Annotated in this window: 20 protein-coding genes; 9 read left to right on the top strand and 11 right to left on the bottom strand. The window is 70.5% G+C overall.

Annotated elements, in window-relative coordinates:
* The first annotated feature begins 9 nt into the window (after positions 1 to 9).
* Positions 10 to 555: a GNAT family N-acetyltransferase gene (locus AB0N22_RS04680; RefSeq protein WP_364636656.1), complete on the top strand. Its 546-nt coding sequence runs from the start codon at positions 10 to 12 to the stop codon at positions 553 to 555.
* A 29-nt stretch (positions 556 to 584) separates the two neighbouring features.
* Positions 585 to 1,763 carry an MFS transporter gene (locus AB0N22_RS04685; RefSeq protein ID WP_364636658.1) on the top strand — a complete coding sequence of 393 codons (1,179 nt, stop codon included), beginning with the start codon at positions 585 to 587 and terminating at the stop codon, positions 1,761 to 1,763.
* A gap of 14 nt (positions 1,764 to 1,777) precedes the next feature.
* Here AB0N22_RS04685 and AB0N22_RS04690 read toward each other — a convergent pair whose 3' ends face one another.
* The 4 genes from AB0N22_RS04690 to AB0N22_RS04705 form a co-directional block, all read right to left on the bottom strand.
* Positions 1,778 to 2,983: an ABC transporter permease gene (locus tag AB0N22_RS04690; protein ID WP_364636660.1), complete on the bottom strand. Its 1,206-nt coding sequence runs from the start codon at positions 2,981 to 2,983 to the stop codon at positions 1,778 to 1,780.
* Complete coding sequence (locus AB0N22_RS04695; RefSeq protein WP_364636662.1) at positions 2,980 to 3,666, bottom strand: ABC transporter ATP-binding protein; 687 nt, start codon at positions 3,664 to 3,666, stop codon at positions 2,980 to 2,982. The genes AB0N22_RS04690 and AB0N22_RS04695 overlap by 4 nt, the downstream gene beginning before the upstream one ends.
* Positions 3,663 to 4,685 (bottom strand): peptidoglycan-binding domain-containing protein, encoded by a 1,023-nt coding sequence (locus tag AB0N22_RS04700; RefSeq protein ID WP_364636664.1) that lies wholly within the window; start codon positions 4,683 to 4,685, stop codon positions 3,663 to 3,665. Before AB0N22_RS04700 ends, AB0N22_RS04695 begins: the two co-directional genes overlap by 4 nt.
* Positions 4,686 to 4,780: 95 nt before the next feature.
* Positions 4,781 to 5,305 carry a hypothetical protein gene (locus AB0N22_RS04705; protein ID WP_364636666.1) on the bottom strand — a complete coding sequence of 175 codons (525 nt, stop codon included), beginning with the start codon at positions 5,303 to 5,305 and terminating at the stop codon, positions 4,781 to 4,783.
* Between the two features lie 176 nt (positions 5,306 to 5,481).
* On the opposite strand from AB0N22_RS04705, the gene AB0N22_RS04710 reads away from it, so the two are divergent.
* Both AB0N22_RS04710 and AB0N22_RS04715 read left to right on the top strand, forming a co-directional pair.
* Complete coding sequence (locus AB0N22_RS04710; protein ID WP_364636668.1) at positions 5,482 to 6,138, top strand: response regulator transcription factor; 657 nt, start codon at positions 5,482 to 5,484, stop codon at positions 6,136 to 6,138.
* Positions 6,135 to 7,373, top strand: coding sequence for a HAMP domain-containing sensor histidine kinase (locus AB0N22_RS04715; RefSeq protein ID WP_364636670.1), 1,239 nt, complete (start codon positions 6,135 to 6,137; stop codon positions 7,371 to 7,373). Before AB0N22_RS04710 ends, AB0N22_RS04715 begins: the two co-directional genes overlap by 4 nt.
* Before the next feature lie 2 nt (positions 7,374 to 7,375).
* On the opposite strand, the gene AB0N22_RS04720 is transcribed toward AB0N22_RS04715, so the two are convergent.
* A complete protein-coding gene (locus AB0N22_RS04720) occupies positions 7,376 to 7,999 on the bottom strand; it encodes an L-threonylcarbamoyladenylate synthase (protein ID WP_364636672.1) in 624 nt (207 codons plus the stop codon).
* 79 nt (positions 8,000 to 8,078) lie between these two features.
* Positions 8,079 to 8,222, bottom strand: coding sequence for a GPGG-motif small membrane protein (locus AB0N22_RS04725; protein WP_364636674.1), 144 nt, complete (start codon positions 8,220 to 8,222; stop codon positions 8,079 to 8,081).
* A gap of 206 nt (positions 8,223 to 8,428) precedes the next feature.
* Between AB0N22_RS04725 and AB0N22_RS04730 the strand changes: the two genes are divergently transcribed.
* Genes AB0N22_RS04730 through cobA form a run of 4 tightly spaced genes read left to right on the top strand, consistent with a single transcriptional unit; the run spans position 8,429 to position 12,696 of the window.
* Entirely contained in the window at positions 8,429 to 9,223 is a 795-nt protein-coding gene (locus AB0N22_RS04730) for a phosphoadenylyl-sulfate reductase (RefSeq protein WP_364636676.1), read from the top strand.
* 34 nt (positions 9,224 to 9,257) lie between these two features.
* Entirely contained in the window at positions 9,258 to 10,169 is a 912-nt protein-coding gene (cysD, locus tag AB0N22_RS04735) for a sulfate adenylyltransferase subunit CysD (protein ID WP_364636678.1), read from the top strand.
* A complete protein-coding gene (locus tag AB0N22_RS04740) occupies positions 10,169 to 11,479 on the top strand; it encodes a GTP-binding protein (protein WP_364636680.1) in 1,311 nt (436 codons plus the stop codon). The genes cysD and AB0N22_RS04740 overlap by 1 nt, the downstream gene beginning before the upstream one ends.
* Positions 11,476 to 12,696, top strand: coding sequence for a uroporphyrinogen-III C-methyltransferase (gene cobA, locus AB0N22_RS04745; RefSeq protein WP_364636682.1), 1,221 nt, complete (start codon positions 11,476 to 11,478; stop codon positions 12,694 to 12,696). Before AB0N22_RS04740 ends, cobA begins: the two co-directional genes overlap by 4 nt.
* Before the next feature lie 39 nt (positions 12,697 to 12,735).
* On the opposite strand, the gene AB0N22_RS04750 is transcribed toward cobA, so the two are convergent.
* From AB0N22_RS04750 to AB0N22_RS04765, 4 genes are all read right to left on the bottom strand, one after another.
* On the bottom strand, positions 12,736 to 13,203 hold the full coding sequence (locus AB0N22_RS04750) for a hypothetical protein (protein ID WP_364636684.1): 468 nt from the start codon (positions 13,201 to 13,203) through the stop codon (positions 12,736 to 12,738).
* Between the two features lie 86 nt (positions 13,204 to 13,289).
* Positions 13,290 to 13,679, bottom strand: coding sequence for a hypothetical protein (locus tag AB0N22_RS04755; protein ID WP_364636686.1), 390 nt, complete (start codon positions 13,677 to 13,679; stop codon positions 13,290 to 13,292).
* Positions 13,672 to 14,037 carry a hypothetical protein gene (locus tag AB0N22_RS04760; RefSeq protein ID WP_364636688.1) on the bottom strand — a complete coding sequence of 122 codons (366 nt, stop codon included), beginning with the start codon at positions 14,035 to 14,037 and terminating at the stop codon, positions 13,672 to 13,674. The genes AB0N22_RS04755 and AB0N22_RS04760 overlap by 8 nt, the downstream gene beginning before the upstream one ends.
* Complete coding sequence (locus AB0N22_RS04765; RefSeq protein WP_364636690.1) at positions 14,034 to 14,693, bottom strand: alpha/beta fold hydrolase; 660 nt, start codon at positions 14,691 to 14,693, stop codon at positions 14,034 to 14,036. The genes AB0N22_RS04760 and AB0N22_RS04765 overlap by 4 nt, the downstream gene beginning before the upstream one ends.
* Before the next feature lie 114 nt (positions 14,694 to 14,807).
* On the opposite strand from AB0N22_RS04765, the gene AB0N22_RS04770 reads away from it, so the two are divergent.
* Positions 14,808 to 15,554, top strand: a complete 747-nt coding sequence (locus tag AB0N22_RS04770; protein ID WP_364636692.1) for an alpha/beta fold hydrolase — start codon at positions 14,808 to 14,810, stop codon at positions 15,552 to 15,554.
* 5 nt (positions 15,555 to 15,559) lie between these two features.
* Here the strand turns inward: AB0N22_RS04770 and gcvP are convergent, their stop codons facing one another.
* The gene (gene gcvP, locus AB0N22_RS04775; RefSeq protein WP_364636694.1) at positions 15,560 to 18,379 is read right to left on the bottom strand and encodes an aminomethyl-transferring glycine dehydrogenase; all 2,820 of its coding nucleotides are present in this window, start codon (positions 18,377 to 18,379) and stop codon (positions 15,560 to 15,562) included.
* Positions 18,380 to 18,389: the final 10 nt, after the last annotated feature.

The raw sequence follows: 18,389 nt of genomic DNA on the forward strand, positions 1-18,389 counted from the left end.
CAAGGTGGCATGACGACGACCGTGCAGGCCCTGGGGCGGAAGCAGATCGACGCCGACATCCGTCACGCCCTCGCCGCCATCTACCTGGCGGCCTACGGCGATCCCACGCTTCCCGAGAGCCAGTTGGACGCCGACAACTTCGTCACGTCGACGATCCGGCGGCACTCACGGCGCGCCGGCTTCCGGCTCGTCATGGCCATGACGGAGGGTCAGTTCTCCGGGTACGCGTACGGGTTCACCGGCAAGCACGGACAGTTCTGGAGCGACTGGCTTGCCGGCGCGGCGCCGAGCGACATCGTCGAGACCTGGGTCGGCGACCACTTCGAGCTCGTCGACATCGTCGTCGACCCGGTACACCGGGGCCAAGGTGTGGCCGGGCTCCTGCACGATCGTCTCGTCGACGGACTGCCGCAGCAGAAGGCGCTGCTGGCCACGACCCCCGACGACGGAGCCGCCGCGCGCCTCTACCGCGGCCGCGGCTGGCAGGTGCTCGTGCCCGAGATCGACGGTCACAAGGCGCTCTACGGTCTGGACCTCGCCGCACGCACCGCGTGACCGTCCGGACCTCGCCCTACAGTGACGTCGTGCCACTGACGTCCCGCGTTCCTGCATGGCTGCGGGTGGCGGCGGCACTATTCGCCGTGGGATGGGGTGCCAACCAGTTCGCCGCGATGCTCCTGGTCTACCGCGACGAGGATGGCGCATCCAGCGAAGCGGTCACGGCGTTGTTCGGCGCCTACGCCCTGGGACTGATCCCTGCGCTGCTCGTCGTGGCGCCGATCTCCGACCGCATCGGCCGGCGCCGGGTCATGCGGCCCGTGCTGGTGCTCTCGTTCATCGCGACCGTCATCCTCCTGGTCGGCGGTGACCACCTCGTCGTGCTGCTGCTGGGCCGCCTGGTGGCCGGCATCGCGTCCGGCGCAGCGTTCGCGCCGGGCACCGCCTGGGTCAAGGAGCTGTCGTCGGACGGTCCGCCCGGCACCGGCGCTCGTCGCGCGACCCTGGCCCTGTCGGCCGGCTTCGGCTCCGGCCCGCTCATCGCGGGCTTCCTCGGCCAGTGGCTCCCCGCGCCGACCGTCCTGCCGTACGTGCCGCACCTCGTGCTGATGCTCGGTGTCACCGTGCTGGCATGGCACGCCCCGGAACCGTCCGTCGCCAGGACCCAGGACGAGTCGCGCCGCCGGTCCGAGGCGTGGCGGGCCATGCGTTCGCGGCCCTTCGTCCTCGGGGTCACGCTGACGGCGCCATGGGTCTTCGGCGCGGCCGCGACGAGCTTCGCGACCATCCCGACCTTCGTCGACATCGAGCTCGCGCCGATTGCGGTGACCGGAGCCCTGACCGGTCTGACGTTGTGGACCGGCGTCGCGGTCCAGCCGCTGGGCAGGCGACTCCGCGACCCACGACTCGTGATCAGCGCCGGGCTGGGCGCCGCGGCGGCGGGCCTGCTGGTCGGCCTGCTCCTCGCGACGACCCACGCCACCTGGCTCGTCGTCCCGGCGGCCATGCTGCTCGGCACCGCCTACGGGCTGAGCCTGGTCGGCGGGCTCACGACCGTGGAGGCCCTGGCCCACCCGGCCGATCTCGGCACCCTCAATGCGGTGTTCTACAGCCTCACCTACGTCGGGTTCGCCGCGCCGCTGCTGAGCACGCTCGCACTCAACGCGATCTCGCCCGAGCAGCTCATGCTGCTGGGCATCGGGATGATCACCCTGACCGTCCCGCTCGTCATGTTTTCGCAACGCCGCACCGCTCCGGTCGCCTGAGGGCGCGGTTGTCGCTACGGCGCCGCCAGTGCCTCGGTCGGCGACAGCCGGGACGCCCGGATCGCCGGATAGAGCCCGGCCAGGCTCCCGATGCCCAACGTGGCCAGCACGCCGCCGCCGACGGCCCAGCCCGGGATGATCGTGGGCCAGTCCTGGTACGTCGCGTAGCCCGCCGTCACGAGTGCACCCAGCACCGCTCCCCCGACGCCGCCGAGGGTCGACAGCAGCAGCGACTCCGCGAGGAACTGCAGGCGTACCTGCCGCCGGGTGGCACCGAGAGACCGCCGCAAGCCGATCTCCGCGCGTCGCTCGAGCACCGAGATCACCATCGTGTTGGCGACCCCGACCCCGCCGACCAGCAGGGCGACTGCGCCGAGGCCGAGCAAGAGCCCCGTGAACGCCTGACCGGCGGCCTTCTGCGCCGCCAAGGCATCCGAAGGTCGTGAGACCTCGACCTCGTTGGGCTGCTCCGGATTGGCGGTGGCGCCCAGCACGGACTGCACCTGCTCGACCTTCGCCGGGTCCGACCGGGTGTAGACCGTCGTCGGGTGACCGTCGAAGTCCAGCAGCGCCTCGGCCACGGGCCAGCCGATCAGCGCCGCCGTGTCGAGCTCCGGAGCCAACGGGGCACGCTCGAGGATGCCCACGACGGTGAACCACTCGCCGCCGACCAGCACGGCGGTGTCCGCACCCGCGCGGCTGATGCCCAGCCGGTCGGCAGTCTTCGCGCCCAGCACGACAGCGGGATAGCGACTCGTCGCCGCGTTGAGCCAGGTGCCGCTGCTCAGCTCGATCCCGATGGCCGAGCGCAGGCCGGTACGCGCTGCCAGCACCGTGATCCCGCTGGTCTCGGCCTCGGGGATCCTGTCGGTGCGGTAGACGTTGGCACCCTTGACCTCGCCGACCGCCGACACGGAGTCGACCGGGCCGATGCGAGCCACCATCGACTCGGCAGCGTCCGGCAGGGTCGCCTCGTCACCACCGAAGGTCTGTCCCGGTGTGACCGTGAGGAGATTCGTGCCCAGGGCGTCGAGCTGGCGGTCGAGCTCGGCCTGCGACGACGACGAGATGCCGACCACGGACACCATCGCCGCGATGCCGATGGCGATGCCCAGCGACGAGAGGAACGCGCGCATCGGCCTGGTCCGCAGCCCCACCGCTCCGACCTTCAAGACATCCCGGGGCCACATCCGCGCCGGGGTCGGCAGCGCCGCGCTCATGCCGACGCCTCCGTCCGTCGACGAGCCGAGTCCTCGACCACGTGACCGTCCAGCATCCGCACCTGGCGTGGCAGGGAATCGGCGATCGAGCGGTCATGCGTGATGATCACGACGGTCGTGCCCTCGCTGTTGAGCTCGCGAAGGAGATTCATGACGCCGGCGCCCGCGACCGAGTCCAGGGCGCCGGTCGGCTCGTCCGCCAGCAGCAAGGCGGGCTGGCCCGCAACGGCCCGAGCGATCGCGACCCGTTGCTTCTCGCCTCCGGAGAGCTCGTGCGGCTCGTGCGTCAGGCGCGACCCGAGCCCGACGCGTTCCAGCGCCTCGGCGGCTCGCCGCCTTCGATGTGACTGCCGCAGACCGGTGTAGAGCAGCCCGTCGGCGACGTTGTCGAGGGCCGAGGTCCCGCCCGCGAGGTGGAACTGCTGGAACACGAACCCGATCCGGTCGGCCCGCAGTGCCGACAGGTTGGCGTCGCCGAGATCGGCCACGTCGTGCCCGTCGATGCGGACCGTCCCGGCCGTCGGACGGTCGAGCGTACCGATCACGTGCAGCATCGTGGACTTGCCGGACCCGGACGGTCCGACGATCGCTGCGAGCTCACCCGGTCGTACGCGCAGGGACACGCCGGCCAGCGCCGCCACGCCGCCCGGGTAGATCTTGGTGACGCCGTCGAGGGCGATCACGCGGGCATCCCGACGACCGTGCCGCGCGAGATGCCCGTGCCGGAGACCTCGACCTTGCCGTTTGCGAACAGCCCGGTGGTGACCGGCACGTACGTCGACCGGCCACTCTTGACGACCTCGAGGCCGAAGCCGCCCTCCTGCAGGGCCAGCAGTGCCGCGACCGGCACCGTCAGCACGTCCTTGCGACGGTCGACCGTGAACGTCACGTCGACCGACGCCATGGCGAACGGTGCCGCCGCCTTCTGCGCCTTCCTGCCGAGCAGGTCCACCGTCACCTCGACCTTGGTCTCGTCCTCCTGGCCGGCCTCCCCCGGCTCGACGACGGTCGTCACGTCAGAGATGACTCCCTTGACCCGCTCTCCGTCGGGCAGCTCGACCACCACCGTCCTGCGCTTCCTGGCCAGTCGCTGGTCCTCGGTGTCGATCTCGACGGTCACCGCCCTGGACGTGCCGGTGAACGAGAGCACCTCCTGCCCGGGCGCGGTGGCGGAGCCCTCCTCGGCAGCCAGGCTGTCGACGCGCACCGCGCCGGGCGCGAAGACCACGCTGCCGAGGGCAATGACACCGGTCTCCTCAAGACCTCGGTCCTCCTGCCACCGCTCGACCGCCGCTGCGGTGTAGGCCGTGAACTCCTCGTCGACGTCGAACCCCGTGTAGCCCAGGGCTGCGAGGTTCGCCTCGAGCTGCTTTACGTCAGAGCCCTCGACACCCTCTCGGAGATCGCGGTACGCCGGGAGACCGCCGTACATCACGGTCACGGGTACGTCGTCGACCTCGTAGAGCGCCTCGCCGCGCGAGACTTTCGTCCCCACAGCCGGGAGCCTCGTCACGGTGCCGGCCTGCCTGCTGCTGGTGGTCGTGGCCGGACCGTGGCCCAGCACCGCGGACGTCGTGCTGGTGTCGAGCAGTGTCTCCCGCGTCACCTTCGTGGTGCTCGGCGGCAACGGGGTGTCGGCGCTCGCCCGGTTGCCGTCCCCGATGCCGGGTCCCAGGACCGCCGCGGCGATCCCGCCGAGCACGACCGCAACCGCCGCGACGACGGCCGCCGTTCGTGCCCGGCTGCGCCCTCGGGCTCGTCCGTCACGACTGCCTCCGGCTGCGCTCCGCCGGAGCCTCACGATGCCTCACCCCGCACGTCCTTGGGACCGCCCATGAACTTCTGGCAGGCCTCCTGCGCGGTCTCGAAGTCTGGATCCTTGGCGATGTCCTCGGTCATGCGCATCATGCCGCCCTTGGGGTCGGGGAACTCCTCGACGCCCTTCTCGCGCATGCACTGCGAGAACTTCAACGCGTCCTCGCTGGCAGCCTTGCGGTCGGCTCCTGAGATCTGCGGCAGGAACTTCTGGCAGGCCTCCTGCGCCCTCTCCATCGTCTTGTTCTGGCCCGGCCGACCCTGGATCTCGATCCGGCCGCCCTTGGGGTCCGCCATCTCGACGCCGTGCTCCCGCATGCACTTCGCGAACTTCAGGCCCTGCGCCTGCGCGTCGTCCTGATCTGCGTCAGGTTCCTTGCCGTCTCCCGAGCCCTTGCCGGTCGCGGTGGCCACGTCGTCGTCAGAGCCGCCGTCGGACCCGCATCCACCGGTGAGCAGGGTGACGCCGAGCAACAGCGCGGCCAGCAGCATGTGCGTTCGCTTCATGGGTGTTCTCCTCCGTGCCGTCCGGCCGGCGAGTCCGACCGATGACCCCATCGAACGCGGGTCTGAGTTTCCCCTGTGTTTCCGCTCGAACCTTCCTGTCAGCCGGCTCGTCGTCGCTAACGTCGAGGAAACGCGGGCTCCAGCACGATGGGCGGAGCCGACGAAGGAGCAGGTGCATGCGCGTACTGGTGGTGGAGGACGAGCCCAGGCTCGCGGACGCGATCGCGGAGTGGTTGCGCGACGAGTCCCACGCGGTGGACGTGGCCCACGACGGCTCTGCCGCGCTCGAGCGGCTGACGGTCAACGACTACGACATCGCCGTGCTCGACCGGGACATCCCGATCATCCACGGCGACGAGGTGTGCCGGCACATCGTCGACTCCCCCGCGTCGACGCGGGTGCTGATGCTGACGGCTGCGGCCGAGGTCACCGATCGGGTCATGGGCCTCGCGATCGGAGCCGATGACTACCTGACGAAGCCCTTCGCGTTCCAGGAGCTGGCCGCCCGGGTGCTGGCACTGGGGCGCCGGTCCCGTCCCGCCGTGCCGCCCGTCCTCTGCCGCGGCGAGGTCACGCTGGACCCCGCTCGACGCGAGGTGTTCCGGGGCGACCGCTACGTCCCGCTGTCCAAGAAGGAGTTCGCCGTGCTGACCGAGCTGCTCCGCGCGGACGGTGCCACGGTCTCGGCCGAGCAGCTGCTCGAGAAGGCGTGGGACGAGAACGCCGATCCGTTCACCGGCGCCGTTCGACTCACGATCCACAAGCTGCGGCGCAAGCTCGGCGAGCCGTCGCTCGTCGACACCGTCACCGGCGTCGGGTACCGGATCCCATGACGATCATGAAGCTCCGCCGGGTGCTCCCCCAGCGGATCACCTTGCGGGCGCGGCTGACGCTGATCTACGGCGGCCTGTTCTTCGGGGCGGGCATTGTGCTGCTCGGGTCGACGTACGCGTTGTTCCACCAGGAGATCACCCATGGTGGCAACGTCCGGGTGACCTCGCCGCTGGGCGAGGCCACCACGCCCGACGAGCTGGCGAACGACATCGTGGTGAGCCGCGACGGCGAGCAGCTCACGGGACCGGGTGCCCAGAAGTTCCTCCTGAGCGAACGGAGCCGCATCGAGAACGCCGCCACGACCTCCCTCATCACGCAGGGCGGCATCGCGCTGGCCATGGTGGGCGGCGTCGCCGTCGCCTTCGGCTGGCTCATCGCCGGGCGTACGCTGGCGCCGTTGCGGCAGGTCACCGAGACCGCTCGGCGCATCGCCGCCGCTCCCGTCGCCGAGCGCGGCCTGCACGAGCGCATCGCGCTGCGCGGACCCGATGACGAGGTCAAGGACCTGGCCGACACGTTCGACCTGATGGTGGAGCGGCTCGACCGCTCGTTCGCCGGCCAGCGCCGCTTCGTGGCGAACGCCTCGCACGAGCTGCGCACGCCGCTCACGCTCAGCCGCGCCATGGTGGAGATCGCGATGCATCGCAAGAACGCCTCGGACGACCTCGTCCAGCTCGGCGACGACCTGCTGGAGATCAACGGCCGGCACGAACGGCTGATCACCGGGCTGCTCCTGCTCGCGAGCACCGAGAACGAGATCATCGACCACGCGCCGGTCGACCTCGCGGACGTCGTCGAGCACGTCATCGCCGACACCGCGATGGAAGCGGCGTCAACCGGTGTCGTCGTGCACGAGGACGTTGCCGAGACCGTGGTCGGTGGTGACGCCCTGCTGCTCGAGCGGCTCGTCCAGAACCTGGTCGAGAACGGCATCCGCCACAACGTGGCGCCCGACGGATGGGTTCGTGTGAGCACCCGCGTGCTCGGCGACGAGCAGGTCGAGCTCGAGGTCTCCAACACCGGACCCGACGTGCCGCCGTACGACATCCCGATGCTGTTCGAGCCGTTTCGCCGGCTCGACAGCGAACGGCTCGCGACCGCCACCGGAGCGGGTCTCGGGTTGTCGATCGTGCGATCGGTGGCCGTGGCCCATCAGGGCGAGGTGACCGCTGAACCCCGCGAGGGCGGCGGGCTCGTCGTGAGGGTCCTGCTCCCGGCCGCGACCGACGGCTAGGCCTACTCGAACGGAGAAGGATCTCCCGCGCCCACGCGGACGACCTCCGCGGACCCGTCGGAGAAGTCGACGACGGTGGTCGGCTCGGCGATGACGTCGGCGCCGGACTCGACGACCGCGTCCACCTGACCGTCGAGCGCCTCCGCGATCTCCCAGGCGGTCGTCATCGGCTCGGAGCTGCCCGGCAGGATCAGCGTCGTCGACAGCATCGGCTCACCGAGTGCGGACAGCAGCGCGGTGACGATCCGGCTGTCCGGGATGCGTACGCCCACGGTCTTCTTCTTCTCGTGGAGCAGGCGCCGGGGCACCTCGCGCGTCGCCGGCAGGATGAAGGTGTAGGGCCCGGGGGTCGCGGCCTTGACCGCACGGAAGATGGCGTTGTCGACGTGGACGAACTGGCCCAGCTGGGCGAAGTCCTTGCACACGAGCGTGAAGTGGTGCTTGTCGTCGAGCTGCCGGATGGTCCGGATGCGGTCGAGCGCGTCCTTGTTGCCGAGCTGGGCGCCCAGTGCGAACCCTGAGTCGGTCGGATAGGCGATGAGCCCACCGTCCCGGATGACGGCCGCCGCCTGGTCGACGGAGCGCTGCTGAGGGTTGTCGGGATGGATCTCGATGAACCGGGGCATGCAGTCGAGCGTACGACGAAATGCCCGGCCCCGGACATGCCGAGGGGCCGCGCAGCGTGTGCGCGGCCCCTCGCCAGGACTATTGGAAGATGCTGTAGCCGCCAGGGCCGACGAGGCATGCAACGACCAGCAGGACGATGCCGATCAAGATGTCGCCCCGGACAAGACGCAGGACTCCGTAGATCGCGATGATGGCCGCGATGATCAACAGGATGAGACCCATTGTTTCTCCCTCTCTTCAGTGGTGGCGGTGGCCACCGCTCAAAGGACTACCCCGATGCAGCCGTCCTCAATCGCGCCATGTGACGTGGGTCACCGTCAGGCGTTCCGTCATGCGGACAGTTCTCCACGTGCTGGGACGCCACGCGGGGCCGACCTATTCTGGAACGCGCAGGTCAACCGTTCGACGCACCGGAAGAGGTGAGCAGCATGGCCACGGCCCTCACCCTTGCCGAGCGGCGTCAGCAGCAGATCGCGCACGACGAGGAGCGCACGGCTCACCTCGCCTCGCGTGAGTCCCTCCTCGCACCCCGGCGCAGCAACGCCCAGCTCAAGGCGATCGCCGAGGCGGCCGAGCTGCGCTTCGCCGACGGCGACACCGCTGAGGTCCTCGCGTGGGTCGCCGAGGAGTTCGGTTACCGCACCGCGGTCGCGTGCTCGATGGCTGACGCCGTCCTGCCTCACGTGGTCGCGCGACACCTCCCATGGGTCGACACGCTCTTCCTCGAGACCGGATACCACTTCGCCGAGACGATCGGCACCCGCGATGCCGTGGAGTCGTCGATGCAGCTCTCGATCGTCGACGTCAAGCCGCGGCGCAGCGTCGCCGAGCAGGACGCGGAGTTCGGCGAGAGGCTCTACGAGCGCGACCCGGCACTGTGCTGCCAGATGCGCAAGGTCGAGCCGCTGCACGACACGCTCCAGGGCTACGAGGTCTGGATCACCGGTGTGCGCCGTGACGAGGCGCCGACCCGTGCCAACACGCCTTTCGTGACGTGGGACGACAAGAACGGGCTCGTCAAGGTGAACCCCCTGGCTGCTTGGTCGTTCGACGACCTGCTGGCGTACGCCGATGACAACGACGTCATCGTCAACCCGCTGGTCAATGACGGCTACCCGTCGATCGGCTGCGCCACGTGCACCCGCCGCGTCGCACCCGGCGAGGACCCGCGCGCGGGCCGTTGGGCGGGGCTCGACAAGACCGAGTGCGGCCTGCACGCCTGACCCCGCACCAGACCCGCACCACGACAAGGCACCGATGACCCTGACAGACGAACGACGGCTCACCCAGCTCGAGTGGCTGGAGTCCGAGGCGATCCACATCATCCGGGAGGTCGCTGCGGAGTTCGAGCGTCCCGTGCTCCTGTTCTCAGGCGGCAAGGACTCGGTCGTCATGCTCCACCTCGCCGTCAAGGCCTTCTGGCCCGCGCCGGTGCCGTTCCCGGTGATGCACGTCGACACCGGGCACAACTTCCCCGAGGTGCTCGCGTTCCGCGACGCCACCGTCGAGCGCCTCGGCCTGCGCCTCGAGGTCGCCAGCGTGCAGGACTACATCGACGACGGACGCCTCCGCGAGCGCAGCGACGGCACGCGCAACCAGCTGCAGACGCAGCCCCTGCTCGACGGCATCACGAGCAACAAGTTCGACGCGGTCTTCGGTGGCGGGCGTCGCGACGAGGAGAAGGCCCGTGCCAAGGAGCGCGTGTTCAGCCTGCGCGACGAGTTCGGGCAGTGGGACCCGCGCAACCAGCGCCCGGAGCTGTGGAACCTCTACAACGGCAAGCACCGGCCGGGCGAGCACGTACGCGTCTTCCCGCTCAGCAACTGGACCGAGCTCGACGTCTGGCAGTACATCGGCGCCGAGGACATCCAGCTGCCCGAGCTCTACTACGCGCACCAGCGCGAGGTCTTCGAGCGCGACGGCATGCTGATCAGCGTCAGCGAGGTGTCGCAGCCCCGTGACGGCGAGGTCGTCGAGAAGCGGCAGGTCCGCTACCGCACGGTCGGCGACATGTCGTGCACCGGCGCCGTCGAGAGCGACGCCGTGACGGTCGACGACGTCATCGTCGAGGTGGCCGCGACGCGGCTCACCGAGCGTGGCGCCACGCGCGCGGACGACCGTGCCTCCGAGGCCGCCATGGAGGACCGCAAGAAGGAAGGCTACTTCTGATGAGGACGCTCCTCCGCCTCGCGACCGCGGGGTCGGTCGACGACGGCAAGTCGACCCTCGTCGGGCGCCTGCTGTACGACTCGAAGTCCGTCCTCGCCGACCAGTTCGACGCGGTCGAACGGGTCAGCCGCGACCGCGGGCTCGCCTCCGCCGACCTCGCGCTGCTGACCGACGGGCTGCGCTCGGAGCGTGAGCAGGGCATCACGATCGACGTGGCCTATCGCTACTTCGCGACCGCCGAGCGCTCGTTCATCCTGGCCGACTGCCCCGGACACGTGCAGTACACGCGCAACACCGTGACCGGGGCCAGCACGGCCGACGTCGTCGTGCTGCTGGTCGACGTCCGTCACGGCATCCAGGAGCAGACCCGGCGACACCTCGCCGTCGCGTCACTGCTGCGGGTCCCCCACGTGATCGTCGTGGTCAACAAGATCGACCTCGTCGACTTCGACGAGCAGACCTACGAGCGCGTCTCCGACGAGGTCCTGGCGTCGGCCCGCAGCCTCGGCCTGTACGACGTCGCGACGATCCCGGTGTCCGCCCTCGACGGCGACAATGTCGTCGATCGCTCCACCCGTACGCCGTGGTACGACGGCCCCAGCCTGCTCACGTACCTCGAGCAGCTCTCCCCCGTCGGATCCCCGCAGTCCGAGCCGCTCCGGTTCCCCGTGCAGCTCGTGATCCGCCCGCAGTCCGCCGCCGGCGACGAGTTCCGCGACTACCGCGGCTATGCCGGGCAGATCGCCTCCGGCCTGGTCCGTGTCGGCGACGCCGTCACGGTGCAGCCCAGCGGCCGTACGAGCACCGTCACCGGTATCGACTTCGCCGGCAAGGAGCTCACCGAGGCGTACGCGCCCCAGTCGGTGACCCTGCGGCTGGCCGACGACATCGACATCTCGCGCGGCGACCTGCTGGTCACCTCCCGCAGCGTCCCGCCGGTCACGCAGGACATCGACGGGACGATCGCGTGGCTCGCGGAGGGCTCGCTCGTGCCGGGCACCAAGGTGCTGCTCAAGCACGGCACCCGCACGGTGCAGGCCATGGTCAAGGTCATCGGCGGCAAGCTCGACCTCGACAACGCCAGGCTGCTGCCCGCCGACTCCTTGGGGCTCAACGACATCGGCCACGTGACGCTCCGGCTGGCAACACCGATCCCCGCGGAGGAGTACATCCACGCCCGCGGCACCGGCGCGTTCCTGCTGATCGACGCTCAGGATGGCGGCACGCTGGCCGCCGGCATGGTCGGCGATGCACTGCTCGACACCAAGGCCGAGGTCGACGCGATCGGCGAGACTACAGTTCTCGTATGAGCTCGGGAGCAGGCGGCAGCTTCCCCCTGACCCTCCGGGTGGCCGGGCGCAAGGTCGTCGTGGTCGGCGGCGGGCACGTCGCGACCCGGCGCACGCTCTCGCTCCTCGACGCAGGTGCCCGGGTCGTCGTGATCGCGCCGTTGGTCTCGGACTCCCTCGCCTCGTCGATCGACCGTGGCGAGGTCGAGTGGGTCCAGCGGACGTACCGGTCCGGAGACCTCGAGGGCGCCTGGCTCGTGCAGACCGCGACGGCGGACCCTGTCGTCGACGGCCAGGTCGCCGACGACGCCGAGGCGCAGCAGGTCTGGTGCCTCAAGGGCGGCGACCCCGACCACGCCACCGCTTGGTCACCGGCCGTGGCGCGCGTTGACGACGTGACCGTCGCGATCAGCGGCGGCGGCGACGCCGGCCGGGCGGCAGCCCTGCGGGACGGCGTGGCAGCGGCTCTGCAGTCCGGCGAGCTGCCGCTGCGCCATCGCACGCACCACCCCGACGGCTTCGTCGCCCTCGTCGGCGGCGGACCCGGTGACCCCGGACTGCTGACGACGCGTGGCCGGCGCCTGCTCGCCGAGGCCGACGTCGTCGTCGTCGATCGCCTGGCTCCTCACGGCGTGCTGGCCGAGCTGCCGCCCGACGTCGAGGTCATCGACGTCGGCAAGAAGCCCGATCACCACCCCATCCCCCAGGACGAGATCAACGCGATCCTCGTCGACCGCGCCAAGCAGGGCAAGATCGTCGTCCGCCTCAAGGGCGGCGACCCGTACGTCTTCGGCCGCGGTGGCGAGGAGCTCATCGCCTGCCGCGACGCCGGCATCCCCGTCGAGGTCGTGCCCGGAGTCACGAGCGCGATCTCGGTCGCGGCCGCCGCCGGCATCCCCGTCACGCACCGCGGGGTCTCGCGCGGCTTCACCGTCGTCACGGGGCACGAGTCACTGGCCGACCTGCCCCGTCATCGCGCGCACACCCTCGTGATGCTGATGGGGGTCAAGCGGCTGGCGGAGACCGCGACCGAGCTGATCGCCGCCGGACACGACCCCGAGACACCGACAGCGCTCGTCGAGAGCGGCTACCGCAACGAGCAGCGGGTGACGGTCGGGACTCTGGAGACCATCGCCGAGCGCGCCGAGGCCGTCGACGCCCAGCCCCCGGCCATCACGATCATCGGCGACGTCGTGACGCTCTCCCCCGCCTGGCCTCCAGTCCCCCGAGTTTTGTGACGATAGGAGCGTCAACCAGTCCTTTTGACGCGCTTTTCGTCACACATCGCGGGGTGCGGGATGCTCGCGCAGCCAACGGTTGAGGTGCTTCTCGCCCTGGCGCATGACGACGTGGTGCCCGGCGACGAACACCGGGCGCAGGATCCACGCCGTCCACCGCATCCACCGGCGGTCCGTCGCGACCCGCCAGTCGATGTCCATGGCCGAGCTCTTCGGCGTCAGCTCGACGAAGGTGACCTCGCCGCGACCCCGAAGGTCGCCCTCCGACGTGAAGCTCAGGCGATGCGGGCGCTCGACGACCAGGTCGCCGAGCCGGAACCGCACCGCATAGCCGAACACGCTCGCGGCACGGAGGTCGAGATCGTCACCGTCGTACGCCGTGACCTGCACCGACGGCCACCACGGAAGCGGGTCAGGCGTGGCCAGCAGCGCCTCCAGGACGTCCCACAGCGCATCTCGGCTGCGCTCGACCTGCCAGCGCGACACGAGCACGTAGTCCGAATTCATGCGGTGTTCTCCGTGTCGCTACCGACCCTCGACGGGGTGCCGGGATTCAATGGAACTGGCCCTACGCGGTATGAGTGCGTAGGGCCTTAACTCTGCCCTGACGAGGACGTCCGCCGGAGCCACCAGAGCCCGACGAGGGGTAGCACGAGCGGCACGAAGCCGTAGCCCGCCCCGAAGTCCGACCACACCGTCTGGTCCGGGAACAGCGAGTCGTCGACGAGTGACAGCACCCCCGTGACGAGCACACCGAGGAGCTCGATGCCGATCGTCGCGAGGGCGAGACCGCGCCTGCTGCGGGCGAGGGCGATGGTGGCGACCACGTAGACCAGGCCGGCGACCGCCGACAACGAATAGGCGAACGGGGCCTCGTCCGCCTTGGTCGCCAGCTGGAAGATCGATCGCGACGAGGCGGCGAGGGCGAACACGGCGTAGACCGCGACGAGCACGCGACCGAAGCCGTGCGACGTGTCAGACATACGCGTTCTTCCAGATGCCGAGCAGGCGGACGCACAGGACGGCGACCGTCACCATCGCCACGACGACGACCCCCGTGCCCCACCGCGACTTCTCGGCGATCCCCCACAGCACCGCGGCCGGCGGGATGACGACGATCGTGACGAGGTAGGACACGAACAGCACGCCGTCGACGTCACGGTCGGTCGAGCCGACGGCGATCGACCCGCCGACCAGCATCCCGATCAGCAGGACCTCGAGCGCCGCGACGGCGTAGAACAGCGGGTTGCTGAACGGCAGCCGCCGGTACGTGTGCCAGCCGGCAAACGCCGCGACCAGCGCAGCAGCCAGGGCGACGACGTACGCCACGAGGTCGGTCACGCAGTGCCTTTGTTCGGGGCCTCCTCGTGCGAGGTGGCGGTCAGGATCTCCGTGACCGAGTCTTCCACGAAGCGCCGCCAGGTCGACACGCGGCGGACCATGAAGTGTCCGGCGCCGGGCAGCGGCGTCCACGAGGCGCTCGCAGTGAACCCGCGACTGCGCTCGACGTACGCCTTGCTGGCGGCCGCGGAGGTCCATCGGTCGGCGGTGCCGTGCAGCACCCGCAGGTGTCGGCCCTCGATGCCGCGGTTTGGCTCCCCCGGCGGCAACCACGGCGCGAGCCCCACGACGCCCACGACGGCCGGGTCGTCGGCGGCCCGGCAGGCCGTGCGGCCGCCCATCGAGTGGCCGACGAGGACGACAGGCACACCGGGATGCTCTGCCGTGAGCCGGTCGAGAGCCCACCGCGCGTCGCGTACGGGCGCGGGGTCGCTCGGTGAGTTCCAGCCGCGCTGGGCGTACTGCAGGAGCGACAGCGACAGGTCGTGCTGGTCGGCGAACGTGTGGAGCGACCGCGCCAGCAACGCCATGCGCCACCAGCTCGCGTGCTTGTTCTCCACCGGCTCCAGGTTGCGCTCCTGCCCGCCGTGCAGCAGCAGCACGAGGGCCTTGGGTGCACCGGGCGCGTGATAGCTGTCGAGTCGTGGCCCTGGCATGCCATCGATGCTGGCATGCCGGTGCAAGCCCCGCACAGCGGAATCAGGCGAGGTGGCTCACGTCACGGCCGCGACAGCCCTGACCGTGACAGCGCCGATGTCATAATGTGCCGCATGCCTGCACCCCTGGTCCTGATCTCCGCTGCCATGGCCGTGCCCTCCGGCTTCTACCGGCCCCTCGTGGCGGAGTTCCAGGGCCGCGGCTGGGAGGCCAAGGCGCTCCCGACTCGTGGCTTCGAGCGTGGTGAGCCGGTCGCGTCGCGGTCCCACGACTGGAGCTACGCGGACGAGATGACGGCGATCGCCGACGAGGTCGCCAAGGCCCGAGCCGACCAGCCCGATCGCCCGGTCATCGTGATGGGGCACAGCCTCGGTGCGCAGATCAGCGTCGGGCACGAGCTGCACCACCCGCCGAGCGACGGCTTCGTGGCCATCGGCGCCTCCGTCCCGCACTTCCGGTCGTACCCAGGAGCCGGGCTGCACGTGCTCTTCCTCGGGACCAGCGTGCCGATCGTCACCCGCGTCATGGGCTACCTGCCCAAGCCGTTCTTCGGCGCGCCCGGCGCACGTACGCTGATGCGCGAGTGGGCCCGCTTCGTGCGCACCGGCCGTCCGCCGTACGCCGTGCCGCACCGCGTCACGACGCCGTCACTCGTGGTGCAGCTCGAGGGCGACACGTACGCCGTGCCGAAGGCCACCGAGGTGTTCGTCGACACCCTCCTCGACCCGGCGACCACGACACGATGGGTCTACGCCAAGGACGCCGTGCCCGAGGGCGGCACGACCCATCACGTCCTCTGGGTCAAGACGCCGGGACCGGTCGTGGACCGGATCGTCAGCTGGTTCGCCACCGTCCGCTGAACGAGCTACTCGGCGAAGGCCTCGATCGGCGGGCACGAGCACGCCAGGTTGCGGTCGCCGTACGCCTGGTCGATCCGGCCCACCGGCGGCCAGTACTTGTCGTCCGTCGTGCCGGCCGGGAACGCCCCCGTGCTGATGTCGTACGCGTGCTGCCAGTCGACCAGGTCGCGCATGGTGTGCGGAGCGTGAGTCAGCGGGTTGTCGCCGTCGGGGTACTCCCCCGCCGCCACGGCGTCGATCTCGGACCGGATCGCGAGCATGGCGTCGCAGAACCGGTCGAGCTCGGCGAGGTCCTCGGACTCCGTCGGCTCGACCATCAACGTGCCCGGCACCGGGAAGCTCATCGTCGGGGCGTGGAAGCCGTAGTCGATGAGCCGCTTCGCCACGTCGTCGATCGTGAGGCCTGAGGCCCTCGTGAGCGGTCGCAGGTCGAGGATGCACTCGTGAGCCACGAGATCGTGGTCGCCCGTGTAGAGCACCGGGAACGCCCCCTCGAGGCGCTTGGCGACGTAGTTGGCCGACAGCACGGCGACCGAGGTGGCGTTGGTGAGACCCTCGGCACCCATCATGGCGATGTACGCGTACGGGATCGGCAGGATGCCCGCGGACCCGTACGGGGCCGCGCTGATCGCGCCGATGCCGGAGCGCTTCGACTCCACGGGGTGCAGCGGGTGGGTCGGCAGGAACGGGACGAGGTGCTCCGCGACGGCCACGGGCCCGACACCGGGTCCGCCGCCGCCGTGCGGGATGCAGAACGTCTTGTGCAGGTTGAGGTGCGACACGTCGCCGCCGAACTGGCCGGGTGCCGCGTGGCCGAGCAGGGCGTTGAGGTTGGCGCCGTCGACGTAGACCTGCCCGCCGTGACCGTGCACGATCTCGCACAGCTCGGTGATGCCGTGCTCGTAGACCCCGTGGGTCGACGGGTAGGTCACCATGATGGCCGCGAGGTCGTCGGAGTGCGCGTCGCACTGAGCCCGCAGGTCGGCCAGGTCGACCTCACCCTGCTCCGTCGACTTCACGATGACGACGCGCATGCCGGCCATGACCGCCGAGGCGGCGTTGGTGCCGTGGGCCGAGGCAGGGATCAGGCAGACGTCGCGGTGCTTGTCGCCTCGGCTCAGGTGGTAGGCCCGGATGGCCAGCAGGCCGGCGAGCTCGCCCTGTGAGCCGGCGTTGGGCTGGATCGACACGGCGGCATAGCCGGTGACCTCGGCGAGCCACGACTCCAGCGTCTCGACGAGCTCGATCATCCCGGCGGCGTCCTCGGCCGGCACGAACGGGTGCAGGTCGGCGAAGCCCGGCCAGCTGATGGGCTCCATCTCCGCGGTGGCATTGAGCTTCATGGTGCACGACCCCAGCGGGATCATGCCCCGGTCGAGGGCGTAGTCGCGGTCGCTGAGCTTGCGCAGGTAGCGCAGCATCTGCGTCTCGCTGCGGTGTTCATGGAACACCGGGTGGGTCAGGATCTCGTCCGTGCGCAGCAGCGAATCCGGCAGCGACTCCGGCGCCTCGTCGGCCCCGGACACGCCGAACGCGTTCCAGACCGCCTCGAGATCGGCTCGGGTCGTGGTCTCGCTGGTCGTCACGCCGACGTGGTCGGCGTCCACGAGGCGCAGGTGGATGCCGGCCTCGCGCGCCTTGGCCACGATGCCGGCAGCAGAGCCGGGGACCTCGGCGACGACGGTGTCGAAGAATCCGTCATCGGCGACCGCGACCCCGCCCTGGCGCAGGCCGGCAGCGAGGAGCCGCGCGGACTCGTTGACGTTCGCCGCGATCCGCCGCAGGCCGTCGGGCCCGTGGTAGACCGCGTACATCGACGCGGCGACGGCCAGGAGCACCTGGGCCGTGCAGATGTTGGACGTGGCCTTCTCGCGGCGGATGTGCTGCTCTCGCGTCTGGAGAGCCAGCCGGTACGCCGGACGGCCCGCGCTGTCGACCGAGACACCGACCAGGCGGCCGGGGAGGTGCCGCTCAAGGCCTTGGCGCACCGCCATGAACCCGGCGTGGGGTCCGCCGTAGAACATCGGCACACCGAAGCGCTGGCTGGAGCCGACCACGACGTCGGCGCCCATCGAGCCGGGCGAGGCGAGCAGGACGAGTGCGAGCGGGTCGGCGACGACCACGGCCAGACCACCCGAGGCGTGCGCGGCGTCGATCGCGGGGCGCGGGTCCACGACCTGGCCGTCGGTGCGGGGGTAGGCGATGATCGTGCCGGCTGCCTCGACATCGGGCACGCCGGCGGACAGGTCGGCCTCGACGAGCTCGATGCCCAACGCCTCGGCGCGGGTGTGCGTCACCGCGAGCGTCTGCGGAAGCAGCCCGGAGTCGATGATGATCGGCAGCGCGTCCTTGCCCTTGGTCGCGCGGCGGATCAGCGTCATCGACTCGGCCACGGCGGTGCCCTCGTCGAGCAGCGACGAGTTGGCCGTCGTCAGCCCGGTCAGGTCCGCGATGACGGTCTGGAAGTTGATGAGGGCCTCGAGCCGGCCCTGGGAGATCTCCGGCTGGTACGGCGTGTAGGCGGTGTACCAGGACGGGTCCTCGAGCACGTTGCGGCGGATGACGGCCGGCGTGACCGTCGGGTGGTAGCCGAGGCCGATCATCGCGACGCCGGGATTGTTGCGCTCGGCCAGGGCGCGCAGGGTCGCCAGCGCCTCTGGCTCGGTCTGCGCCGGCGGGAGGTTGAGGGCCGACGCGCTGCGGATGCCGGACGGGACCGCTGCAGCCATCAAGGCATCGAGGGAGTCGTAACCGACCCGACGCACCATGGCGTCCTGGTCCGAGCTGCTGGGGCCGATGTGACGGTCGGCGAAGTCGTGGGACACGGGAGAGCTC

Source organism: Aeromicrobium sp. NPDC092404 (assembly GCF_040684095.1).
GTDB lineage: Bacteria > Actinomycetota > Actinomycetes > Propionibacteriales > Nocardioidaceae > Aeromicrobium.